The sequence below is a fragment of the Kribbella hippodromi genome (genome assembly GCF_039531045.1).
GTDB lineage: Bacteria > Actinomycetota > Actinomycetes > Propionibacteriales > Kribbellaceae > Kribbella > Kribbella hippodromi.
In genome coordinates this window covers 161615-183698 of the sequence record NZ_BAAAPH010000016.1, presented here as the reverse complement: position 1 = coordinate 183698, position 22084 = coordinate 161615, and the positions used below count along the sequence as shown (strand labels likewise).

Below are 22084 nucleotides of genomic sequence, written 5' to 3'. Positions count from 1 at the left end.
GAATCTCGACCTTACAAGTCTCCGGGCGGGGAGATCGCCACCGCGCCGGTGCGGCGTGGGTCGCCGACCGCGAGCAGGCCGTCGGCCGGATCCCAGAACGCAGCCGCGACGCCGCCGAAGTACATCGAGTGCGGCGGCATCGACCGGGTCGGCAGCGCGGTCGACCCGGACACCGGGAGATCGTCCTCGTAGTCGACGGTCACGTCCTCACGGACCCGGACATGCAGCCGCGGGTGCTCGACCGCGTCCCGGAGCGAGAGGCCGCCGTGCGTGTAGAGCGCGTACACCTGGGCGAGCGCGGTCGGAATCCGATCCGAACCGGGCGAGCTGAGCGCCAGCACGGCACCATCGCCGGCCCGGCGGGCGACGCTCGGCGCCATGTTCGACGTCAAGCGCGTGCCCGGCGCGAGGCTGTGCGGACCGCCGTGCAGCAGCTCCTGCTCGCCGAGCGCGTTGTTCAGGTAGATGCCGGTGCCGGGCGTCAGTACGCCCGAGCCGTACCCGGACGAGACCGTGATCGCGCAGGCGTCACCCTCGTCGTCGACCACCGACACCGTCGCCGTACTCGGAGACGTCAGCGCGCGCAGATCGCCGGCCGCGGCCAGGTCGAGCAGCCGCTGGCCTTCCAGTTTGCGTACGTCCTCGGCGTCCAGCTCCGCGAGCCGCTGGCCGAGCACCGCGTACTGCACGTCGACGAGCCGCTCCAGCTCGGACGGCCGCCAAGTCCCATCGGCCGGTACGCCGTCGAGCAGCGCGAGCATCGCCGCGACCGCCACACCGCCGACCGCGGGCGGTGGATTCGTCGCGAAGCGCCAGCCGTTCTGCTCGACCACGAGCGCCGGGCGTACGACAGCCTCGTACGCCGCCAGGTCCGCGGCCGTCAGGATGCCCTCGTTCGCGGCCATGTCGTGTACCAGCAACTCGGCGAGCTGACCCGTGTACATCGTCTCGGCGCCGTCGCGGGCGATCAGCTCCAGCGCCTCGGCCAGCTCCGGGATCACCACCGTCGTACCGGCCTTGATCACCTCGCCGTCGCCGTCGTGCACCACGCCATGGCTCGGTTGATGCCAGCCGAAGATGATCTCGTGAGTGAACCCGAGGTAGTAGCCCGACGTCCGGCTCAGCGGGAAACCGTTCCGGGCGATGTCGATCGCGGGCTGCACGACCTCACGCCACGGCGCCTTGCCGGACCGCTCGTGGGCGAGCGCGAGCGCCTTCATCCCGCCCGGCGTGGCGACCGAACCGTGGCCGACGGTGGTCGTTGTGCCGCCGCCGTAGTCGGTGGTGACGTCCCAGACTCCACGGCCGAAGCGGTCGCTCTGCAGACCGCGGCCGGGCATCTCCACCCAGCCGTCGATCGTCACCGCGGGACCACCCGCGACCTGCAGCGTCACGAAACCGCCCGAGGCCGGCGAGACCACGCCGATCTCGTTCACCATCGTGACCAGCGTGGCGGCGATCGCGGCGTCCACCGCGTTCCCACCCTCGGCGGCCACCCGTACGCCAGCGTCGGCGGCCGCCGAGTTGGGCGCCGCCACCGCCACCCGCGGGTGACCGCCGCTCATCGCGCACCCCCACCGCGCCGGGAGGTGACGCCCGCACCTCCGGCGTTGCGGCGCGTGGCGCCCGTACTCATGGTTGTCAGCCGACCCGCTGGACTGCGCCGAACCGGTCGACCGCTACCTGCACCGCCGCCTGCCGCGCGTCGGCGACCTCGTTCTCCTTCAAGGTCCGGTCCGGAGCCCGGAACCGCAGCGCGAACGCCAGCGACTTCTTGCCCTCGCCGATCTGCTCGCCCGTGTACACGTCGAACAGCCGCACCGCCTCCAGCAACTCGCCCGCACCTTCGGCCAACGCGGCCTGCACATCCGCCGCCGAAACCTCGGCCGGGACGATCAGCGCCACATCTTCCTTGGCCACCGGGTACGACGAGAAGGGCCGCGCCGCAATCGACTCCGGCGCCGCGTCGATCAGCGCGCCGAGGTTCAGCTCGACCGCGCTCGACCGGGCCGGCAGTCCGTACGCCTGGCAGACCTTCGGGTGCAACTCACCCGCGTGACCGACCACGGTGCCGTCGATCGAGAACTCGGCGCAGCGGCCCGGATGCCACGGCGCGTACTCCGCGTTCCGTACGACGGGCTCGACGCCCACCGCGGACGCGATCAGGCGCGCGAGCTGCACCGCGTCCGCCCAGCCGGCCGGACGACCTTTGCCCCACCAACCGGTCGGGGTCAGCGCGCCGGTCAGCACCACGCCGACGTGCAGCGGCTGGTCCGGCAGCGCGTCGTACAGGGACTGGACCTCGGCGTCGCTCGGCCGATGCGCTACGGACGGGAGTGGCGCGGGCTTCGTCTCCGCCTTCGGGAGGAAGACCAGGCCGGTCTGGAAGATCGCCAGGTCACTCGCACCACGACCGACGTTCCGCTCGGCGGTCCGGAGCAGGGTCGCGAGCAGAGTGGTCTGCATCGACGGCTCTTCGTCGGAGATCGGGTTGACGAGTTTGACCGTCGTACGCCGCGAATCGTCCGCCGGAAGACCGAGCGCGTCGAAGTCGGCCGGACCGGTGAAGGGGTACGACACCACCTCGGTCAGCCCCGCGCCCACCAGCGCCGTCGCCACCCGCCGGCGCCGCTTCTGCGCCACCGTCAACCCCTGCCCACCCGCCGCGGCAGGCAGCACGGAAGGCACGTTGTCGTACCCGAACAGCCGAATGACTTCTTCGGCAAAGTCATTCGGATCCACAAGATCCGGCCGCCAAGACGGCGGAGTCACGGTCAGCAAGTCGTCGCCAACCAGCCCATCACCAGCAGCAGCACCCGCTCCCGCCGCGACAGCACCTCCGGCACCAACTGCAGTTGTGGAAGTGGGCACCTGCACACCGGTCGTGCCGGTCGCAGCGGCTGGGCCGGTTGCGCCGCCGACAGGCGCCACCGCACCACGCGCTCCGCCTGCGTCAGTCGGTGCGCCCGGTGCGATCGTCAGTGCGGGCGCATGTACGCCCACTGCGAGTGGGGCGGGGGTTGCGTCGGCCGCGGCCCGGGTGATTGTGCAGCCGACCGCGCGCAGGTGGCGCAGGGTTTCCTCGATCGTGATCGGGGCGCCTGCGACCCGGGCTGCGTGGTCGGCTCGGAGATTTACCGAGGCCGGCTTGGGGTGGGTGTCGACGACGACCTCGTCCGGCAGCGTGGTGCCGCCGGCGTGTTCGGACAAGAGGTCGGCGACGCGCTGGGCCGCGTACCTCGGCAGGTCCGGGTCGACCTCGCGCTCGAACCGCCGCGACGCCTCCGACGACAGCTTGTGCCGGCGGGAGGCGCGCGCGATCACGATCGGGTCGAAGTGCGCCGCCTCGATCACCACGTCGGTGGTCGCGGCGGAGATCTCCGTCGACGCACCACCCATCACCCCGGCGATCCCGATCGGCCCCGAGTCGTCGGTGATCAGCAGGTCCTCGGCGTCCAGCTCACGCGTCTGGTCGTCGAGCGTCATCAGCTTCTCGCCGGCCGTCGCCCGCCGGACCACGATCTCGCCGGACAGCCGAGCCTTGTCGTACCCGTGGATCGGCTGACCGAGCTCCAGCATCACGTAGTTCGTCACGTCGACACCAATGGAGATCGGCCGCATTCCGGAGGCGAGCAGCCGCTTCTGCATCCACCGCGGCGACAACGCGGTCGCGTCGATCCCGGTCACGGTCCGCGTCACGAACACACTGCACGCGTCCGCGTCATCGACCCGGACCGGATAACCATCCGCCCCGGAGCCGGTCAGCGTCAGGTCGGCCGGGTCCTTCAGCGGCACCCCGTACGCCGTCGCGACCTCGCGGGCGACACCACGGATCGACAGGCAGTACCCACGATCCGGCGTCACCGCGATGTCCAGCACGTCGTCACGCAGCGCGAGCAGCTCGATCGCGTCGTCACCTGGCTGCGCTTCGTCCGGATCGAGCACCACGATGCCGTGCGTACCGTCGTCGCCCAGCCCGAGCTCGGCGCTGGAACAGATCATCCCGTTCGAGACATGCCCGTACGTCTTGCGCGCCGCGATCGCGAACCCACCGGGCAGCACCGCACCCGGCAGCACGACCACGACCAGATCGCCGACCTCGAAGTTGTGGGCGCCGCAGACCACCCACTGCGGCTCGTCCTTGCCGATGTCCAGCGAACACCAGCGGATCGTCTTGCCGTTCTTCTGCGGTTCGTTCTCGTACGTCAGCACTTTGCCGACCACCAGCGGGCCGGTCAGGTCCGACTCCTCGACGGTCTCCACCTCGAGGCCGGCCCGGATCAGCTGCTCCCCGACCTCGCGCCCGGTCACCGCGGCCGGCAGCTCGACGTACTCACGCAGCCATGACAGTGGGACTCGCATCAGATCTCCATCCCGAACTGGCGGCTGAACCGCACGTCACCCTCGACCATGTCCCGCATGTCCTCGACCCCGTTGCGGAACATCAGCGTCCGCTCCAGGCCCATCCCGAACGCGAAACCGGAGTACCGGTCGGTGTCGATGCCGTTCGCCCGCAGCACCCGCGGGTTCACCACGCCGCAGCCGCCCCACTCGATCCAGCCCTCGCTGCCACACGTGCGGCACGGGCGGTCCGGGTTGCCGACGGACGCGCCGCGGCAGACGAAGCACTTCAGGTCCACCTCGGCCGACGGCTCGGTGAACGGGAAGAAGTTCGGCCGGAGCCGCGCTTCCAGGCCCTCACCGAACATCGACACGACGAAGTGATCCAGCGTGCCCTTGAGGTGCGCGAGCGTGATGCCTTCGTCCACCACCAGGCCCTCGACCTGGTAGAAGACCGGCGTGTGGGTCGCGTCCAGCTCGTCGGTGCGGAACACGCGGCCCGGGCAGATCACGTGGATCGGCGGCTTCCGGGTCAGCATCGAGCGCGCCTGCACGGGCGAGGTGTGCGTACGCAGCACTTTGCCGGAACCGGCCGGCTCGACGAAGAACGTGTCCTGCATCTGTCGCGCCGGGTGATCGGGCTGGAAGTTCAGGGCGTCGAAGTTCAGCCACTCGGCCTCCACCTCGGGACCCTCGGCGACCTCCCAGCCGAGCGCGGTGAAGACATCCGCGACCTGCTCGGAGATCAGCGACAGGGGGTGCCGGGCGCCGAGCTGCGGGGTGTGCCACGGCAGCGTGACGTCGACCCGCTCGGTCGCCAGCATCAGCTCCTCGTGCGCGGCCTCGAGCACCGCGAGCCGGGCCGCGAACCCCTCGTTGATCGCCTTCCGGGCGGCGCCGATCCGCTGCCCGGCTTCCTTCCGGGCCTGCGGCGGCAGCGCGCCGATCTCCCGGTTGGCCAGCACGATCGGCGACTTGTCGCCGAGATGGGCGAGCTTCGCCTCCTGCAGGGCCGCCAGATCGGCCGCCCCGGTAAACGCCGTCAGCGCCTCGTCGCGGGTCCGCTCCACCTCTTCGGCATGCAGCGGCGTCACTTCGACCGGGTCGTAATCAGTGTTGGGACCGGACATGGCTCGCTCTCGATTCGGAACTTCTGCGACTTGCAGTCTAGGAAGCCCAGCCCCGAGAGCGTGAATCGGCTGTCCACAACCCGCCGATCAGGCAGTCCGGCGCCGAACCCGGACGAACCCCACCAGAACCACCAGCCCCGCCACCAGACCGACCAGTCCGGCCGGCACCAGGAAGCCCGGCGTGCTCGACGGGCCCGCTGACGGCACCGCCATCGACAACGCCCCGGACTCAGGTTCCGGAGTCCAGACCAGCCCGAGCACGACGTAGGTCGCGGCCAGGACTGACCCGACTGCCCCCATCACCAGGCCTGCGGTCGCCGGCAGCGTCACCGGGTCGGCCCGGCCGCGCCGGACCTGATTCACGAGCAAAGAAGCAACGATCGCCGGGCCGAACAGCGCCACCACCCAGCCCACGGCCACCAGGGCCGTCGGCTCCCCGCCGGTCAGTACGTATGGGGACGCCACGAGCGTCAACCCGGTCAGCAGGGCTACTGTGCCGGCCAGGACGGTCATCCGCGCTTCGTGCCGCTCCGGCTTCATCCGGTGCAGCGCGGCGGCCAGCAATGCGTACGGGATCATCAGGAACGACGTCCACAGCATCAGGTTGACCGCCCACTGCGCGTCGTGCGGGTACTGCGGCTGGATGCGCTGCAGTTCACGCTTCGTCAGTCCGGACCGCTCCGCCCACCCGGTCAGCAGTACCGGGTCCATGTCATCGATCCGGGCCAGGTTCGCTTCGGCGGCGATCCGGCGTACGAGGTGCTCATCGCCCGAACTGCGCATCAATTGACCGACCGCACAGTGCCGGCCGTCGCGATCGACGAAGTACGGCGTACGCCCCAGGCCGGTGTCGTTGCGTGGAAAGGCACGGCTCTTCCGGTACTCGCGGAGCACGTCCAGGTTGCGCAAACGCTCCGGATGCGACGACGTACGGTGGCGGATCTCCTGCTCAGCGGTCCACAAGTGGATCCTGGTCGGCAGGTCGATCAGCCACCGTCGCGTCATCGCCCAATCGTGTCAGCGCACCGGGTCGTCCAGCGCCGGTACGGGCTGCTCCTCCTCGCTCTTGCGGGCGCCGCGTGGCAGCACGACTGCCGCGACGACCGCACCGGCAAGGGCACCGCCCGCGCCGACCATCATCGCGATCGACATCGCGTCGACGAACGCGTGCTTCGCGGCCTCGAAGAAGTTCGGCCCCAGCGCGAGCGTGTCAGCGATCGACTTCCGGGCGGCCTCGGGCACGGCGTCCGGCAGCTTCGACGAGTACGACGCCGCCAACACACTGCCGAGGACGGCGACCGACAGCGCGGCACCGGTCTGCTGGACGGTGTCGTTCATCGCCGAGCCGACACCACGGTGCTCGGCCGGAACAGCCTGCATCAGCAGTGTGTACGCCGCCGGACCGGCCAGACCGGCACCGACGCCCATCACCAGCAGACCGAGGATCAGCAGCCCGTACCCGGTCGAGTCGGACACCTGGGCCAGGATCACGAAGCTGCCCGCGATGATCAGCAGCCCAACCGCGATCAGCGTACGGTCGGCGATCTTCTTGCCGAGCGTCGCGCCCAGTCCGTTGAACAGCGCCGCCGCCACCGCGTACGGAAGCAACGCCAGCCCTGCCTTCAACGGTGAGTATTGCAGCGCGAACTGCAGGTACTGCGTCAGCGCCAGCATCAACCCACCGGCCGTGAACGACAGCAGCACGATCGAGAAGCTCGTACCGCTGAACCGCCTGTCCTTGAACAGCGCCAGCGGCACCATCGGATGCGCACTGCGCTTCTCCCAGAGCGCGAACGCGGTCAGCGCGACCACGCCGAGTACGAGCATGCCGATCACCCGGCCGGAGCCCCAGCCGTGCAGCGGGATCGAGACGATCGCCCAGACGATCGAGGCCATCCCGACCATGGTCAGGATCGCGCCGACGGCGTCGATGTTGCGCACCGGGCCCTTGGACTCCGGTATCAGCGCCAGCGTCCCGACGATGGCCAGGATCGCGATCGGCACGTTCATCAGGAAGATCGAGCCCCACCAGAAGTGGTTCAGCAGCACGCCACCGACCGTCGGCCCGGCGACCACACCGACCATCGCGACCATCGACCAGGCCGCCATTGCCTTGCGGTGCTCGGCCGGCGGGAAGACGGTGAACAGCAGCGACAGCGTGCTCGGCATCAGCAGCGAGCCGCCGACGCCCATCAGGCCACGGCAGGCGATCAGCTGCCACGGGTTCTCGGCGAGGGTCGCCAGCAGCGAGGCCGCGCCGAACACCACCAGCCCGAGCAGCAGCATCTTCCGCCGGCCGAACTTGTCGGACAGGCTTCCGGCGGTCAGCAGCAGGCCGGCGAACGCCAGGATGTAGGCGTCGATCACCCACTGGATGTCCGCGGGGGTCGCGTCCAGGTCGCGCATCAGCGACGGGATCGCCAGGTTCAGGACGGTGTTGTCGACCACCAGCACCATCAGGGCCAGGCACAGGATCATCAGGATCCACCAGCGCCGGGGGTGTCCGGCGTCAGTAGCAGTCTCGGAAGACTCGAACGGTGTACTAGTCACTCGCACACTGTACGACAAACTCGTACAGTGTGCGAGTGCTCTGTAGGATGGGGGCGTGAAGGACTCGATCTGGACCCGGCAACGCAAGACCGCGCCGTCCCGGGAGACGCTCAGCCAGGAGCAGATCGTCGCTGCCGCGATGGCGATCCTGGACAGCGAGGGACTGGCCGGGCTGAGCATGCGCAAACTGGCCGGCAAGCTCGCGGCCGGTGCCACCAGCCTGTACTGGTATGTCGACACCAAGGACGATCTGATCGACCTGCTCGTCGACGAGGTCTGGGGCGAGGTCGACGTCCCCGAACCGGAGCTGGCCGGCTGGCGGGCCGGTGCGCTGCTGTTCGGTCACAGCATCCGCGCCACGGTGCTGCGGCACCGGTGGCTGCCCGAGGTGATGTACACCCGCCCGAGCATCGGCCCGAACGCGATGCGGCTCGGCTCCCGCGGCCTGACCTTGTTCGGCGCGGCCGGCTTCTCCGAGCCCGAGACCGACCTGGCGATGAGCAGCGTGATGTCCTACGTCCTCGGCACCGTCAGCGCCGAGGTCGCCACCCGCGAGATGGCCCGCACCTCCGGCACCTCCGAGGAGGACTGGGTGAAACAAATCGTCGACCAGGCCGACGCCCTGACCAGCGAATACCCCGGCATGCACGAGTCCGTCCGCCGCCGGACCGCCGTCGGCCTCGACACCGGCCTCACCGAAAACTTCGTCTTCGGCCTGGACGCCCTCCTGGACGGCCTGGCCACCCGCGCCAAACGCTAAAGCTGGTCCGGGCGGCGGCGTTGGGCGCGGGCTGAGGCGTACAGGCAGATGGCGGCCGCGGTGGCCAGGTTGAGGGATTCGGCGCGGCCGTAGATCGGGACCTTGACCGAGTGGTCGACGATCGCGTTGATGCCGTCCGGCAAGCCGTGTGCTTCGTTGCCGAAGAGCCAGACGGTCGGCTTCGCGAGCGTGCCGTCGTCGATGCAGGTGTCCAGATCCGTCGCGCCGTACCCGTCGGCGGCGAGTACTTGCAAACCCTGCTCGCGCCACGCCTGGGCGGCCGCGGCGATGTCCACATCCGTCGTGATCGGGACATGGAAGATGCTGCCCACGCTGGCCCGGACCGCCTTCGGGTTGTGCGGGTCGACCGACTCCGACGACAGTACGACGGCATCCGCCCCGGCCGCATCAGCCGTCCGGATCAACGTACCGACGTTGCCCGGATCACGGACCTGGACACCAGCGGCGATCAGCTTCCCGACCGGCCGCAGCGGCACATCCACCAGCGAACAGACCGCGACGACACCTTGCGAGGTGACCGTTTCGCTCAGTGCCTCGACGGCGGTGCGCTCGACCTCGAGCCACGGGACGCCGGCGGCCGCGGCCAGGTCGTGCAGATCACGGTGCCGAGTGGCGACCGCGGGTTCGGCGTACACCTCGATGACCAGCTCGCGATGCTCGAGTGCTTCCCGGACCGCCTGCGGACCCTCGACCAGGAACCGGCCGGTTTTCCGCCGGAACGCACGAGTGGCGAGCCGCCGGGCCTGTTTGATCCGCGCAGACTGCGCGGTCAGCAGACCGGGACTCGCCACCGAGGAGTGCTTTTGTGCCAACGATGCGGCTCAGGCCGCGGCGTCGGACTTCGGCGCGTTCACGTCCGCCGGCAGGGCGGCCTTGGCCACCTGCACGAGCGCGGAGAACGCGGCCGGGTCGTTGACGGCCAGGTCGGCGAGGATCTTCCGGTCCACCTCGACCTCGGCCAGCCGCAGGCCCTGGATGAAGCGGTTGTAGGTCAGGTCCTCGGCGCGAACCGCCGCGTTGATGCGCTGAATCCACAGCTTGCGGAAGTCGCCCTTGCGCGCCTTGCGGTCACGGTAGGCGTAGACGAGCGAGTGGGTGACCTGCTCCTTGGCCTTGCGGTACAGGCGCGAGCGCTGGCCGCGGTAGCCGCTGGCCTGCTCGAGTACGACCCGGCGCTTCTTGTGGGCGTTGACTGCCCGCTTCACGCGTGCCATGAGGTGTTACTCCTTGTATTTCTGCGCCGGCGGCGGTGCTGGCCGCGCGGCGGGGGATGATTCGGGGAGGGGAGATCAGATGCCGAGCAGCTTCTTGGCCTTCTTCACGTACGCCGGGGCGACCTCGACGGTGCCGGACAGCCGGCGCTTGCGCTTCGAGGTCTTCGCCTCCGCGAGGTGCCGGACACCGGTCTGCTCGCGACGGATCTTGCCCGACCCGGTGACCCGGACCCGCTTCTTCATCCCCGAGTGGGTCTTCATCTTCGGCATGGCTGTGTGCTCCTGAGTTTTCTTCGTTGACTCGATCATCGGCGTGACGGCTCCGGCCACTGTGGTTCAGCTCGCGGCCGGAGCGGTTCGTCACTCCGGGTCGAGGTTGTCGGCCGGACCCTTCGGCTTCTTGGTGACACCGGCGGCGCGCTCGGCCTCGTGGGCCTGAGCCTGCTCGGCGCGCACATGGCGCTCCGCTTCCTCCTCGGCCTCCCGCTCGGCCTTCCGCTGCGCCTTCTCGGCTTCCACGTCCACGCGCGCTTCGGACTTCTTCTTGTGCGGCCCGAGCACCATGATCATGTTCCGGCCGTCCTGGCGCGGCGAGGACTCGACGAAGCCGAGCTCGGTCACGTCTTCGGCCAGTCGCTGCAGCAACCGGAACCCGAGCTCGGGCCGGGACTGCTCACGTCCGCGGAACATGATGGTGATCTTGACCTTGTCCCCGGCCTTCAGGAACCGCACCACGTGACCCTTCTTGGTCTCGTAGTCGTGCGGGTCGATCTTCGGCCGCAGCTTCATCTCTTTGATGATGGTGTTGGTCTGGTTCCGGCGGGACTCGCGCGCCTTCTGCGCGGTCTCGTACTTGTACTTGCCGAAATCCATCAACTTGCAGACCGGAGGCCGTGCGGTCGCCGCGACCTCGACCAGGTCGAGGTCGGCCTCCTGGGCCAGCCGCAGTGCGTCTTCGATCCGGACGATGCCTACCTGCTCACCGTTCGGTCCGACCAGCCGCACCTCGGGAACGCGGATGCGCTCGTTGACGCGCAAATCAGTGGTGATGGGTCCTCCTGGGTTGAACTCGTACTGGATGCCACCTCGTGATCCCAGCGCCTCCGGAAAAACAAGAAGGCCCTCGTGCGATCACACGAAGGCCCAATTCCCAGCTGTACGGCGCCCCAACCCTGACGGGAGGTACGTCGTACGTCTGACCGGGACCCGCCGACTGTTCATCGGCTGGGTGGGAGGTGGCCCTCCGCTTAGACTTGAACCGCTGCCGTCCCTTGACTATTCCACTCAGGGGGCACCAACGGACCAGGTCGGTCGCCATGTAAGAGTAGCAGCATGACCGACGCAGATGCCACTTCACCGGATACCTCCGGCCCGGACGGACGTCCCGGCCCGCTCTCGACCGCTTCCCGCGACATCGCCGAGGTCCCCAGCGTGGAGATCATCTCCACCGCCGCGCTGCACCTGATGAGCGCGGCCGCCGTGAACCTCGGCCTGGCCGCCGACCTGCCCGAGCACAAGGACCTGGACGAGGCCCGGTCGCTGATCGACTCGCTGGCCGGCCTGCTCGACGCCGCGGCGCCGTCGCTCGGCCACCACCACGCCGCGCCGCTGCGGGACGGCCTCCGCTCGCTGCAGCTCGCGTTCCGCGAGGCGAGCAGCATCCAGGACGAGCCGGGTCAGGGCCCGGGCGAGAAGTACACCGGCGCCGTCTACCCTTCTGCCGCCAGGTAAGCAGGTTCCGCCTCCGCCGCCGGCTTGCGGCGGGCGCGGCGAGCCCGGAACCAGGGCGCGATCCGCTCCAGCGGCGCGAACGCGAGCCAGCAGACGACCGTGGGCAGGAAGTGGATCAGCAGGATCGCGGTGGTGGCCGCGTGGAACCCGATGAAGAACAGGGCTCCGAGCAGCTGCCACCGCCCCTTCAGCCACAGGATCACCGGCGAGAAGAACTCCGCCACGATCCCGACCCACTGCATCACGTGCAGCATCCACGGGTGGTGCAGCAGCCACTCCCCGACCGGATGCGGCCGTCGCACGATCGCCCAGGTCAGTACGGCGCTGCTCGGCCAGGCGAGGGTCCAGTGACCACTGCGCAGCTTGGCGATCGCGGACAGGAAGTACGTCGCGATGACACAGATCTGTACGCACCGGATCGCCCAGCCGGCCGCGTCCGACCGGGTCTGGTCCCCGTACGCCGCGAGACCGCGCCGCTCCGACGCGACCGTTGGCAGCACCCACAGCGCGATGACGAGCGCGAGGTGGTCGTGGTCGACCTTGCCGTCGCTCATCCCGATCAGGACCCACCAGGTGAACGCCGGTGCGACGATCCACCCGGCCAGCCTGGGGAGGTAGTTCGACGCCCCGACCAGACAAGCGATCAGCAGTACGGCGTACAGCGCCGTCGTGTTGGCGATCGTCGGCTTCGGCAGGTCGAACAGCCTTGCCAGGAAGAGCGGCTGGTACAGACCTGGCTGCTGCCCTTTCATCAACGTGTCGCGGACGAACGCATGCATGTCCAGGATGACGAACAAGTACAGCACCGTACGCAGCCACGCCACCCGCCCGAGCGCGATGCTCGGCGTGAACCACCTCATCAGCGAACCTTCCAAGTCGTCAGTACCCGCGGTACCGGCGGGCCGCTGACCCGGCCGCCGACGAGTGTCGTGGTGTCCTGAATGAGTTCGAGGCTCACGTACTTCGGCTTGTCCGGGTGCTTGCGCTTCCACCCGTCGGCAACCTGCTGCAGCAACGACGGGTCCTTCACGATCTCCCCCGCCCGCGCCTCGATCTCGGCCCGGGCGACGCCGGCGCCCTCGATGTTCAGCGGTACGTCAACCGTCGTACCGGCGTCCGTGACCGCGCTGATCCGGGTGAACAGGATCGACTCGTTGTCCGCGACGACCATCGAGTATTGCGACATCGGACCGAACGGCCAGAGGTCATCGCTCCCCCGGACCGATCCGTTCACCAGCAGCACGATCCCGATCACGGAGATCGCCACCCGGACCACGCGGCCGCGCCGTCCCAACAGCCGTTCAGTCGACACGACGCACCATCTCCAGCTTGGAACGAGTAAGGACATAGGGCACTACTGCCGCGAAGAGCGGTACCGCTACCGCTACCCCGGCTATGACCGCCCATGGCACGACCACGTGTGGTGAACCGACCACGGTGTGCGCGGTGAACCCGTACAGGGCGCCGACGGCCACCCCGAGTACGCAACCGAGCTGTCCGAGGAACCAGCCCTGCGCGGCAGCCAGACCGCGCCGCAGCCGGGGCGGTGCGCCGACCGCGGCGAGGGTCGAGAAGTCCGCGCGCCCTTCGGACATCGACAGCGACACCGACATGGCGACACCGAGCAGGGTCGCGGTGGCTCCCAGCACCAGCAGACCGATCGAGGCGTTGCGCACCGGGCTCTGGTAGCCGCGCTCGATCTTCAACACGTCCTCGTGCCCGAGCAATTGCGCCACTGCCGCCAGCTCCTGGTCGGTCGGCGGCCGACGGAGGATGAAGTGCGTCTCGTCCACGTCGGCCGTGCCCATGCGCTTCGCCGCGTCGGTACTGATCAAGGCGGCGTGCTCCAGCCAGGCCACCTTCGGTGGAGACCCGACGACCGCGCCTGGATACTCGACCGCGCTTCGCGAGGACCGGTCGCCACTGCTGAGCCGCACTTTGCCGTCGCGCACCGGCGTGGTCGGCGATACGACGACCCGCCCGTCCCGCAGCGCAGCGGCCGCCTTCCGGCCCCAGTCGCCGTAGCGGGCCACGTACGCCGGATCGACCGCTTTCAGGGCGTCGTCGGTCGGGGAGACGCTGACCGACGGTACGTAGCCGTCGGTCTCCTTCGTGCCGTACCTCGTGACCCCGCCCTGCTGGTAGCGGTGCTCGACCGGCAGCAGGCTCTGGACCCGGTCGACCAACTCGGTGGAGTACCGGGCGTCGCCCAGGTAGTACTGCAGTACTGCCTCGCCAGGCAGGCCGACGGGCCGGTAGTTCTGTTCCTTGGCCGCCGACTGGTTGACGATGGCGAAGCCGAGGGCCGTCGTACCGGCGACTGCGATCATGATCGCGGCGGTGACCGGACCGGTCCGGTGGCGGTGCCTGGAGGCGTCGCGCAAAGCCATCCGAGCCCCTAGCGGCAACCCTCGGACCAGGCCGGCGACTCGGCCGACCAGCGCAGGCAGCATCCAGACGAGGCCGGCGACGACCAGCGTGATACCGGCGACGACCAGCGTGACCGGCCAGGTCGGCGAGGCGGAGGCGACCCGGCTGACCTCGCCGGGATCGGTCGCCAACCGGGCCGCCCGGGCAGCATCGAGCGCCACGCCCAGCCGGATGTTCCCGATCACCGACAAAGCCAGGCCGGCGACCACGAGTACCAGCGCGAGCAGACGGAGCCGAGCCCTGCCGGTGACGGCGGCGAATCGGCCCGCGAGTGCGGCCAGCGGCGGACGCCGACCGGCCCCGATCGCGGGTACCAGCGCCGATGCGACACCTGCAACTAGTCCCACTGCAACTACTCCAGCGAGCTGCAGCCACGGGATCTGCCATTGGGTGATCAGGATTCCCGTCGCGCTTTCCCACCAGGACTTCCCGATCAGCGCCACCGAGACGCCCACGACCAGTCCGACGCCCGCGCCAAGCAGTCCAGCGAAGAGGCCCTGCGCCAGCACCACCCGGCGTACGTCTGCCGCCGTCCCGCCGGCCGCGGTGACCAGACCGAGCTCACGGACCTGTCGCCGAGCGACCACCGCGAACGCCGTCCCGGCCAGCAGCACCAGCTCCAGGACCCCGAAACCGGCGATCAGGATGCGGGCCGCGTCGGCACCTACCGGACCGCGCGGGACGCCGACCGGATCGACGAGCTCCGCCCGGGTCGTCAGGAACAGCTCCTGCGGCTTGAGTTTCGCGGCCAGGGCAGCGGTGTCCGTACCGTCCGGGAGGTCGAGCAGGTACTCCGCCTGCGCGTCGGGATCGGCCAGCGCCGTCGTGGCGAACACATCGCGGCCGGTCGACAGCGTGACCGTGCGGGCGAGACCGACGATCCGGTACTTCGCACCCGCCGCCGTGGTCAACGTGCCGCCGACCTTCAGACCGAGGTGATCGGCGAGCGCCGGCGACAGCGCCACCTCGTCCGGTTTGGCCGGCATCCGGCCCTCGTCCATCCGGTACGTGCCCTGGTTGAGGGCGTCCGCCATGTCACCCGCATAGACGTTGACGGTCAGGTCGGCGCCCACCCCGCGCAGGTCGATGTTGCCGGTCGACATCACCGCCCGGGCGATATGCGAACCGGCGGGCAGGGCGCGGCGTACGTCCGTGCGCCCCGACTGTGCGGTCAGCTGCGCGTCGGCGGAGCCCATCGCCCGCTGCGCGTACACCTCACCGACCGGATTCAGGCCGCGCTGCGCGACGCTGAACCAGCTACCGAGCAGCACCGGGAGACCGACGAGGGCCGCGATCAGCAACGTCTTGCCGAGCGTACGGCGCGCGAACCGGCGGGCCAGGCGCAACGCGAGCGCCCAGTCGTTGACGAACTTCACCGCGGAGCCTCCAGCAGGACGTCCGCGCTCGACAGGGCCTCGGTCGCACTGCTGATGACGCCGTCGCGGAGGTAGATGACGCGGTCCGCCCAGGCGGCGTGCCGGGCGTCGTGCGTGACCAGCACACCGGCGATCCCGTGCTGGTCGCAGCGATCGCGGAGCAGCTGCAGTACGGCCTCACCCGTGGTGGAGTCGAGCGCGCCGGTCGGCTCGTCGGCGAGCAGCAGCCGGCGCTCGCCGACGATCGCGCGGGCGATCGCCACTCGCTGCCGCTGGCCACCGGACATGTCGTCCGGGAACCGGTCGGCGAGCTCCTCGATGCCCACCTCCTGCAGTGCCAGCACCGCCTGCTTGCGCGCCGTACGCGCCCGGACGCCATCGAGCTCCAGCGGGAGCGCGACGTTCTCGGCCGCGGTCAGCGCCCGGATCAGGTTGAAGTCCTGGAACACGTACCCGATCCGCCGCCGCCGGAGCGCGGCGACCTCGTTCTTGCCGAGCGAGGCCAGGTCATTGCCGTCCACAAGCACCTGGCCGCTGGTCGGTCGGTCCAGGCCACCCGCGCAGGTCAGCAGGGTCGACTTCCCGGACCCCGACGGGCCCATCACCGCGACCAGCTCACCCTCCTGGACCACGAGATCGATGCCGCGCAACGCGTGCACCGCCTGCTCGCCGTCCCCGTGCGTCCGCGTCAGGCCCCGCAGCACCAGCCCCTGTTTGATCGCCATGGATACCGAGTATGCATACCCAGTATCCATCGCGCAAACCCGGCTTCCCCGTCAAGCTCTCGCCGGACGCGCCTGCAGTGGTGACGATACGGTCGGGGACGTGGGTGGCGATGGGGTTCCGGCTGGTGTCGTGAAAGTTGATGGGCGGCGATTGGTCGAGGAGGTGAATCGGACCAGTGGTGCGGGGCTGACGTTCACCGGGTCGGCCGGCAACGGGGAGGTCGGGGCGGCGTACGTGCGCTGGCCGGACGGGCGCGGCGGCGTACTGACCCGCGGCGCTGGTTCATTGGACGAGCTTCGGCGTACGGCGGAAGTACTCCAGGTGGTACGCCAGAGCGGCCTGCCAGTCCCCCGGTACGAACTGCTGGCCGAGCTACCGGACGGCATCGGGGTCGTCCAGGAGCGGCTGCCCGGTCAACCACCGGCGCGGGTCGACCGGGCGTTGCTGGAGTCGATGATCGCGCTCACCGACCGTTTCGCCGGCCTCGCCGCGAAGCTTCCCGAGCTGCCGGTGCCGGACCTGCATCTGCTGCAGAGTGGACCCGGCTTCTGCCTCCACGAGTCACTTCAGGTGTACGGCGACCGCACCCGCCGCGTACTGGACTGGGTGCACGAAGTCGGCCGGGACGAACCGGGCGCGATGACCGGGGACGATCTCGTCCACCTGGACTTCCACACCGGCAATGTCCTGGTGGACGACGCCGGGCAGCTCACCGGGATCGTCGACTGGGACGGGATCGGCCGGGGCGATCGCCGGTTCGGTCTCGTCACGCTGAGATTCGATGCCCACGTGACCGGGGCGGTGGGGCGGGGAAGGTATTCAGCACAGCTTCCTGACGTACGCCTGGACTGGTTCGACGAGTTGCTCGACAGCACGCTCTCCCCCGGCGTACTCAGGCTGTACTGGGCGCACATGACGCTCCGAATGGTCGACTGGTCGATCCGCCACCACACCCCCGCCGACACCACCCACTGGCTCGACTTCGCCGAATCCCGGATGCGCTGACCACCCCGGGCAACTCTTTTCGGCCCAGACCGAAATGACAGCGGACCGGATCCGCCAGGCCAGGTCCGCGCCTACTTTCGAGGTGGGCCTTCGATCGGAGGCCATCACTCGAGAGGGGACGAGAAGATGCGTAGGATCGCGATGACCGCCGCTGGAATCGCTGCCGCCGTGATCGGTACCGGGATGGCGCTGGCACCGAGTGCGAACGCGGCGACGAACGGGACGGCGGCGTCCTGTCCTTCGGGGGCAGTCTGTCTGCAGGAGCCGAACGGCAGCATCCTGAGCAAGAACATCTGGTACAGCTACGGCGCGCACAACCTCCAGAACGTCACCGGCTACAAGGTGCTGATCAACAGCCAGACCGGCGGCGCGGGCTTCGCCATCTGCAAGGGCTACAACGGAACGAACTGCTACCCCGTCCAGCGCTACACCGGCGCCTACGCGTCGTACGACTTCACCCCGATCAACTCGATCGTGCTGGTGAAGTAGTCCAGTGACCGGCTCCGGCCACCCGCCGGAGCCGGTCCGGCTCATCCCTTGACGGCGCCTTCCTCGACGCCCTTGAAGAAGAAGCGTTGCAGGGTGGCGAAGACGATCACGATCGGTACGAAGGCGATCATCGTGCCGGCCGCGATCAGTCGCGGGTTGTTGGCGAAGGTGCCGGACAGGTACTGCAGCCCGACCGTGAGCGTGTACTTGTCCGGGTCGGTCAGCACGATCAACGGCCAGAGGAAGTCGTCCCACGCGCCGATGAACGCGAAGATCGCCACCACGCTGATCGTTCCACGCACGGACGGCAGCCCGATGTACAAGAACCGCTGCCACGCGTTCGCGCCGTCCACGATCGCCGCGTGATCCACTTCCAGCGGCAAGGCCCGGAACGCGTTGAACATCAGCAGTACGTTGAGCGCACCGATCATTCCGGGCAGCGCGACACCGAACAACGTGTTCGCCAGCCCGAACTCCCGGACCGTCACGTACTGCGAAATGATCGTCACCTCACCCGGCAGCACGAGCGTCGCCAGGAACAGCCCGAGGACGATCCGCCGGCCCCGGAACTGCAACCGCGACAACGCGAACCCGGCCAGCGACGCGCCGATCACGTTGCCGCCGACAACCAGTACGGCGACGACCAGCGAGTTCCGGGCGTAGTCCCAGACCGGGATCGTGTCCGTGACCGCCTTGTAGTGATCGAACGTCGGCTGGGCCGGCAGCAGCCGCGGGATCCGGGTGTAGATGTCCTCCCCGGAACCCTTCAGCGACGTCGACAGCTGCCAGAGGAACGGGCCGATCGTGATCAGCAGCACGAACACCAGCAACGCGTACCGCGCGACCTTCTCCCGCGGAGAGATCGTGTTGAACCCGAAAGAACCCTTCCGGCCCTGCTGAGGACGCTTCGGCTCGGCCGCGACGGCCGGCCGGGCCGGATCGGTCACCACACTCATGCTTCGGCCCCCTTCCGGTTGAGGCGGGCCAGGATCAGCATCGGGACGACGGTGACGAAGAACAGCACGATCGACAGCGCCGACGCGTACCCGAGGTTGCCCTCGAAACCCTGGCTGTACTGCTGGATCAGCATCACCACAGAGTTGTCCCGCCCACCCGGACCGCCCTTGCCGCCACTGAGGATGAACAGCTCGGAGAACACCCGCAGCGCCGACACCGAGATCAGGATCGAGATCAGGATCATCGTGCCGCGGACCCCCGGGATGGTGATGTGTACGAACCGCCGCAGCGGACCTGCCCCGTCGACGGCGGCCGCTTCGTGCAGCTCACGCCCGACGTTCCCGAGAGCGGCCAGGTAGATGATCATGTAGTACCCGAGCCCCTTCCAGATCGTCAGACTGATTGCGCTGAGCAACAACAGCCACTGGTCGGACAGGAACGGCAGCGGCCCGGAGATCACGCCGAGCTTCTCGGCCAGCCCGTTGACCAGACCGCGATCGTCCAGAATCCACTGCCAGATCAGCGCCACCACGACCGCGGACGCCACCACCGGGGTGTAGAACGCGGTCCGGAAAAAGGTGATGCCCGGCAACTTCTTCTCGACCAGTACGGCCAGCAGCAGCGGCAGTACCGTCAGGAACGGCAGGCAGACCACCATGTAGATGACGCTGTTCAGCAACGCCCAGCGCAACTGCTCGTCGTGCAGCAGGGTCTCGAAGTTCTTCAGCCCGACGAAGGTGCCGCCGCCGATCGGCCTGGCGTTGGTGAACGACAGGATGACGGTGTTGATCGACGGCCACAGGTTGAACACCAGCAACCAGGTGAGGGCCGGGATCACCAGCACCCACGGCGTGAACCAGCGGTTGTACCGCATGCCCTTTTTCATTCAGGAGGTGAGCAGCTGGTTGGCCTTCGCCACCGCGGCGTCGAGGGCTGCCTGCGACGAGATCTTGCCGGCGATCGCGAGCGAGATCTGCTGCCCGATGAAGTCGTTGGTCGCGCCACTGATCACCGGCGGCTGCAGCACCTTCGCCTTCGCCAGCGACTGGAACGCGAGCACCTTCGCCGCACTCTCCGGCGTGCCGTCGCTCTTGGAGAAGTACGGGTCCTCGGCCGAGGCCTTGGTGGACGGGAAGATGTTCACGATCTTCGCGAACGCGGCCTGGTTCTCGGCGTTCGTGACGAACCGCGCCAGCGCGATCGCGGCGGCCTGGTTCTTGGTCTTCGCGGACACCGACAGACCCTGCACGTACAGCGCCGGGGTGTCCAGCGCGGGCGACGGCACGACCTTGCCCTTCAGCGACGGGTTGTCCTTGACGAAGTCCTGGATCGCGTTGCCGCCGCCGGTGGTCCAGGCGACCTTGCCCTGGGTGAAGAGCTTGGAGTTGCCCAGGTACTCGTTGGTCAGGATGTCCCGCGGCATGTACCCGGCCTTGTACGCGTCCCGGTACTTGTCCAGCAGCGCGGCCGCTTCGGGAGTGTTGAAGGTGAACTTCTTGCCGTCGTCGGACAGGATCTTCACGCCCGCGTTGGTGAAGTCACCGATGCCCGGCAGGCGGCTGATCAGGTACTCCTTGCCGCCGGTCTTGTCGTGCATCGTCTTGGCGGCGGCGAACAGTTCGTCGACGGTCTTCGGCGGGTTCTTCACGTCCAGACCGGCCGCGGCGAACTTGGTCGCGTTCCAGTAGTCGATGTCGGTGTTCAGGTACCACGGGTAGCCGAAAGTGCCGTCCAGGCCCTGGTACTTGTACGCGTCCACACCGCCCGCGACGTACTCCTCGCTCAGCTTGGGGTCGGCGGCCGCGACGTCGAGCAGCATGTTCTGCTTGGCCAGGCTGAGCGCGAAGTCCGGCGGCAGGTTCGTCACGTCCGGAAGCTGGCCGGCCGAGGCCTGGCTGAGCACCTTCTTGTCGTAGCCGTCGCCCGGCTGGTCCAGCCAGGTCACCTTCGTGCCCGGGTACTTCGCCTCGAACGCCTTGATCACGCCCTCGACGTACGCGGTGAACTTGGGCTTCAGCGCCCAGGTCTGGAAGCTGACCTCGCCGGTCACCTGTGCGCCCGCGTCGACGGTCGGCTTGGCGCCGCCGCTGCTGCTGCCGGAATCGGTGGAGCCGAGGCCGCATCCGGCGAGAGTGAGAGCCGCGGCGGCAAGAGCTGCCACCGGTGCCAGACGACGTCTACGCATAAGATCTCCTGGGTTTGATAAACCGGTATAGCTCCTGCACTATCCACACCGTAGAATCCGCTGTCAAGGGAAGAGGCCGCTGTCGACGGAACGAGGCCGCTGTCCAGGGATGAGGGTGGTACGACGATGGCGAGACCGACGATCGCGGACATCGCGTCCCGGGCCGGGGTGTCCAAAGGTGCGGTGTCGTTCGCGCTGAACGGGCGGCCGGGGGTCAGTGACGCGACCCGGGAGCGGATCCTGAAGATCGCCGAGCAGATGAGCTGGCGGCCGCACAGCGCGGCCCGGGCGCTCGGTGCGTCCCGGGTCGATTCCGTCGGCATGGTGATCGCGCGACCGGCCCGTACGCTCGGGGTCGAGCCGTTCTTCGCACACCTGCTCTCCGGCGTCCAGTCCGGGCTGTCCGCGGAGTCGATCTCGCTGCAGCTGCTGATCGTCGAGGACACCGCCGCCGAGATCGAGGTGTACCGGCGGTGGGCGTCGGAGCACCGGGTCGACGGCGTGATCCTGGTCGACCTGACCGTGAAGGACCCGCGGATCGACGAACTCAAGGCGCTCGAGCTGCCGGCCGTGGTGATCGGCGGCCGCGGCGGCAAGGGCGCGCTCGCCTCGGTCTGGGCCGACGACCGGGACGCGATGCTGGCGATCGTGGAGTACCTGGCCGCGCTCGGGCACCGCCGGATCGCGCACGTCGCGGGGACGCCCAACTTCCAGCACACCCAGCGCCGGATCAAGGCCGTCCGCGACGCCGCGCCCCGGCTCGGGCTGCTCGACGCGCCGTCGCTGACCACCGACTTCAGCGACGCCGAGGGGGCCGCGATCACCCGCAAACTGCTCTCCCAGCCGGACCGGCCGACCGCGATCGTCTACGACAGCGACGTGATGGCGGTGGCCGGGCTCGGCGTCGCGATGGAGATGGGCGTCGCGGTCCCGGCCGAGCTGTCGATCGTCGCCTTCGACGACTCGACCCTGACCCAGCTGATGCACCCGGCGCTGACCGCCCTCTCCCGGGACACCTTCGACTTCGGCCGCCAAGCCGCCGAGGTGCTGCTGGACACCATCGCCGACCCCACCCAGGTGATCAACCGCCGCACCCCCGACCCAGTCCTCACCGTCCGCGAATCCACCGCCCCACCCAGCTGACCCCCGGCCCCCAGCCAGGCGCCCGG

21 protein-coding genes are annotated in these 22084 nt (G+C 69.0%); 5 read left to right on the top strand and 16 right to left on the bottom strand.

What is annotated here, in order from left to right; all coding sequences use genetic code 11:
- Window positions 1–11 precede the first annotated feature (11 nt).
- From ABD260_RS24410 to ABD260_RS24390, 5 genes are all read right to left on the bottom strand, one after another.
- Entirely contained in the window at window positions 12–1565 is a 1554-nt protein-coding gene (locus ABD260_RS24410) for a gamma-glutamyltransferase (RefSeq protein WP_344236703.1), read from the bottom strand.
- A gap of 76 nt (window positions 1566–1641) precedes the next feature.
- Window positions 1642–4362, bottom strand: a complete 2721-nt coding sequence (gene pheT / locus ABD260_RS24405) for a phenylalanine--tRNA ligase subunit beta (RefSeq protein WP_344236701.1) — start codon at window positions 4360–4362, stop codon at window positions 1642–1644.
- Window positions 4362–5471, bottom strand: a complete 1110-nt coding sequence (gene pheS / locus ABD260_RS24400; protein ID WP_344236699.1) for a phenylalanine--tRNA ligase subunit alpha — start codon at window positions 5469–5471, stop codon at window positions 4362–4364. The genes pheT and pheS overlap by 1 nt, the downstream gene beginning before the upstream one ends.
- Window positions 5472–5558: 87 nt before the next feature.
- Window positions 5559–6476 (bottom strand): hypothetical protein, encoded by a 918-nt coding sequence (locus ABD260_RS24395; RefSeq protein WP_344236697.1) that lies wholly within the window; start codon window positions 6474–6476, stop codon window positions 5559–5561.
- Window positions 6477–6488: 12 nt separating this feature from the next.
- Complete coding sequence (locus ABD260_RS24390) at window positions 6489–8021, bottom strand: MFS transporter (RefSeq protein WP_344236695.1); 1533 nt, start codon at window positions 8019–8021, stop codon at window positions 6489–6491.
- A gap of 55 nt (window positions 8022–8076) precedes the next feature.
- Here ABD260_RS24390 and ABD260_RS24385 point away from each other — a divergent pair, with 55 nt between their 5' ends.
- On the top strand, window positions 8077–8781 hold the full coding sequence (locus ABD260_RS24385) for a TetR/AcrR family transcriptional regulator (protein WP_344236693.1): 705 nt from the start codon (window positions 8077–8079) through the stop codon (window positions 8779–8781).
- Here ABD260_RS24385 and ABD260_RS24380 read toward each other — a convergent pair.
- From ABD260_RS24380 to infC, 4 genes are all read right to left on the bottom strand, one after another.
- Window positions 8778–9593 (bottom strand): TrmH family RNA methyltransferase, encoded by an 816-nt coding sequence (locus ABD260_RS24380; RefSeq protein ID WP_344236691.1) that lies wholly within the window; start codon window positions 9591–9593, stop codon window positions 8778–8780. The genes ABD260_RS24385 and ABD260_RS24380 overlap by 4 nt on opposite strands.
- 30 nt (window positions 9594–9623) lie before the next feature.
- A complete protein-coding gene (gene rplT, locus ABD260_RS24375; protein ID WP_131367113.1) occupies window positions 9624–10016 on the bottom strand; it encodes a 50S ribosomal protein L20 in 393 nt (130 codons plus the stop codon).
- A 75-nt stretch (window positions 10017–10091) separates the two neighbouring features.
- Window positions 10092–10286 carry a 50S ribosomal protein L35 gene (rpmI, locus tag ABD260_RS24370; protein ID WP_184842517.1) on the bottom strand — a complete coding sequence of 65 codons (195 nt, stop codon included), beginning with the start codon at window positions 10284–10286 and terminating at the stop codon, window positions 10092–10094.
- A 90-nt stretch (window positions 10287–10376) separates the two neighbouring features.
- A complete protein-coding gene (infC, locus tag ABD260_RS24365; RefSeq protein ID WP_344236688.1) occupies window positions 10377–11054 on the bottom strand; it encodes a translation initiation factor IF-3 in 678 nt (225 codons plus the stop codon).
- A gap of 294 nt (window positions 11055–11348) precedes the next feature.
- On the opposite strand from infC, the gene ABD260_RS24360 reads away from it, so the two are divergent.
- Window positions 11349–11747 carry a DUF1844 domain-containing protein gene (locus ABD260_RS24360; protein ID WP_344236686.1) on the top strand — a complete coding sequence of 133 codons (399 nt, stop codon included), beginning with the start codon at window positions 11349–11351 and terminating at the stop codon, window positions 11745–11747.
- Here the strand turns inward: ABD260_RS24360 and ABD260_RS24355 are convergent.
- Genes ABD260_RS24355 through ABD260_RS24340 form a run of 4 tightly spaced genes read right to left on the bottom strand, consistent with a single transcriptional unit; the run spans window position 11726 to window position 16278 of the window.
- Window positions 11726–12607, bottom strand: coding sequence for an HTTM domain-containing protein (locus ABD260_RS24355; protein ID WP_344236684.1), 882 nt, complete (start codon window positions 12605–12607; stop codon window positions 11726–11728). The genes ABD260_RS24360 and ABD260_RS24355 overlap by 22 nt on opposite strands.
- Window positions 12607–13059, bottom strand: a complete 453-nt coding sequence (locus ABD260_RS24350) for a hypothetical protein (protein ID WP_344236682.1) — start codon at window positions 13057–13059, stop codon at window positions 12607–12609. Before ABD260_RS24350 ends, ABD260_RS24355 begins: the two co-directional genes overlap by 1 nt.
- Complete coding sequence (locus tag ABD260_RS24345) at window positions 13049–15553, bottom strand: FtsX-like permease family protein (RefSeq protein WP_344236680.1); 2505 nt, start codon at window positions 15551–15553, stop codon at window positions 13049–13051. Before ABD260_RS24345 ends, ABD260_RS24350 begins: the two co-directional genes overlap by 11 nt.
- Window positions 15550–16278: an ABC transporter ATP-binding protein gene (locus ABD260_RS24340; protein ID WP_344236678.1), complete on the bottom strand. Its 729-nt coding sequence runs from the start codon at window positions 16276–16278 to the stop codon at window positions 15550–15552. The genes ABD260_RS24345 and ABD260_RS24340 overlap by 4 nt, the downstream gene beginning before the upstream one ends.
- Window positions 16279–16378: 100 nt before the next feature.
- On the opposite strand from ABD260_RS24340, the gene ABD260_RS24335 reads away from it, so the two are divergent.
- Window positions 16379–17284, top strand: coding sequence for a phosphotransferase family protein (locus ABD260_RS24335; protein ID WP_344236676.1), 906 nt, complete (start codon window positions 16379–16381; stop codon window positions 17282–17284).
- 126 nt (window positions 17285–17410) lie between these two features.
- Complete coding sequence (locus tag ABD260_RS24330) at window positions 17411–17773, top strand: hypothetical protein (protein ID WP_344236674.1); 363 nt, start codon at window positions 17411–17413, stop codon at window positions 17771–17773.
- Window positions 17774–17814: 41 nt separating this feature from the next.
- On the opposite strand, the gene ABD260_RS24325 is transcribed toward ABD260_RS24330, so the two are convergent.
- From ABD260_RS24325 to ABD260_RS24315, 3 genes are read right to left on the bottom strand one after another with little or no spacing between them, the layout of a single operon-like run.
- Entirely contained in the window at window positions 17815–18729 is a 915-nt protein-coding gene (locus ABD260_RS24325; RefSeq protein ID WP_344236671.1) for a carbohydrate ABC transporter permease, read from the bottom strand.
- Window positions 18726–19604 carry a carbohydrate ABC transporter permease gene (locus ABD260_RS24320; RefSeq protein ID WP_344236669.1) on the bottom strand — a complete coding sequence of 293 codons (879 nt, stop codon included), beginning with the start codon at window positions 19602–19604 and terminating at the stop codon, window positions 18726–18728. Before ABD260_RS24320 ends, ABD260_RS24325 begins: the two co-directional genes overlap by 4 nt.
- 12 nt (window positions 19605–19616) lie before the next feature.
- Window positions 19617–20915, bottom strand: a complete 1299-nt coding sequence (locus tag ABD260_RS24315; RefSeq protein WP_344236667.1) for an ABC transporter substrate-binding protein — start codon at window positions 20913–20915, stop codon at window positions 19617–19619.
- 126 nt (window positions 20916–21041) lie between these two features.
- Between ABD260_RS24315 and ABD260_RS24310 the strand changes: the two genes are divergently transcribed.
- Window positions 21042–22058, top strand: coding sequence for a LacI family DNA-binding transcriptional regulator (locus tag ABD260_RS24310; protein ID WP_344236665.1), 1017 nt, complete (start codon window positions 21042–21044; stop codon window positions 22056–22058).
- Window positions 22059–22084: the final 26 nt, after the last annotated feature.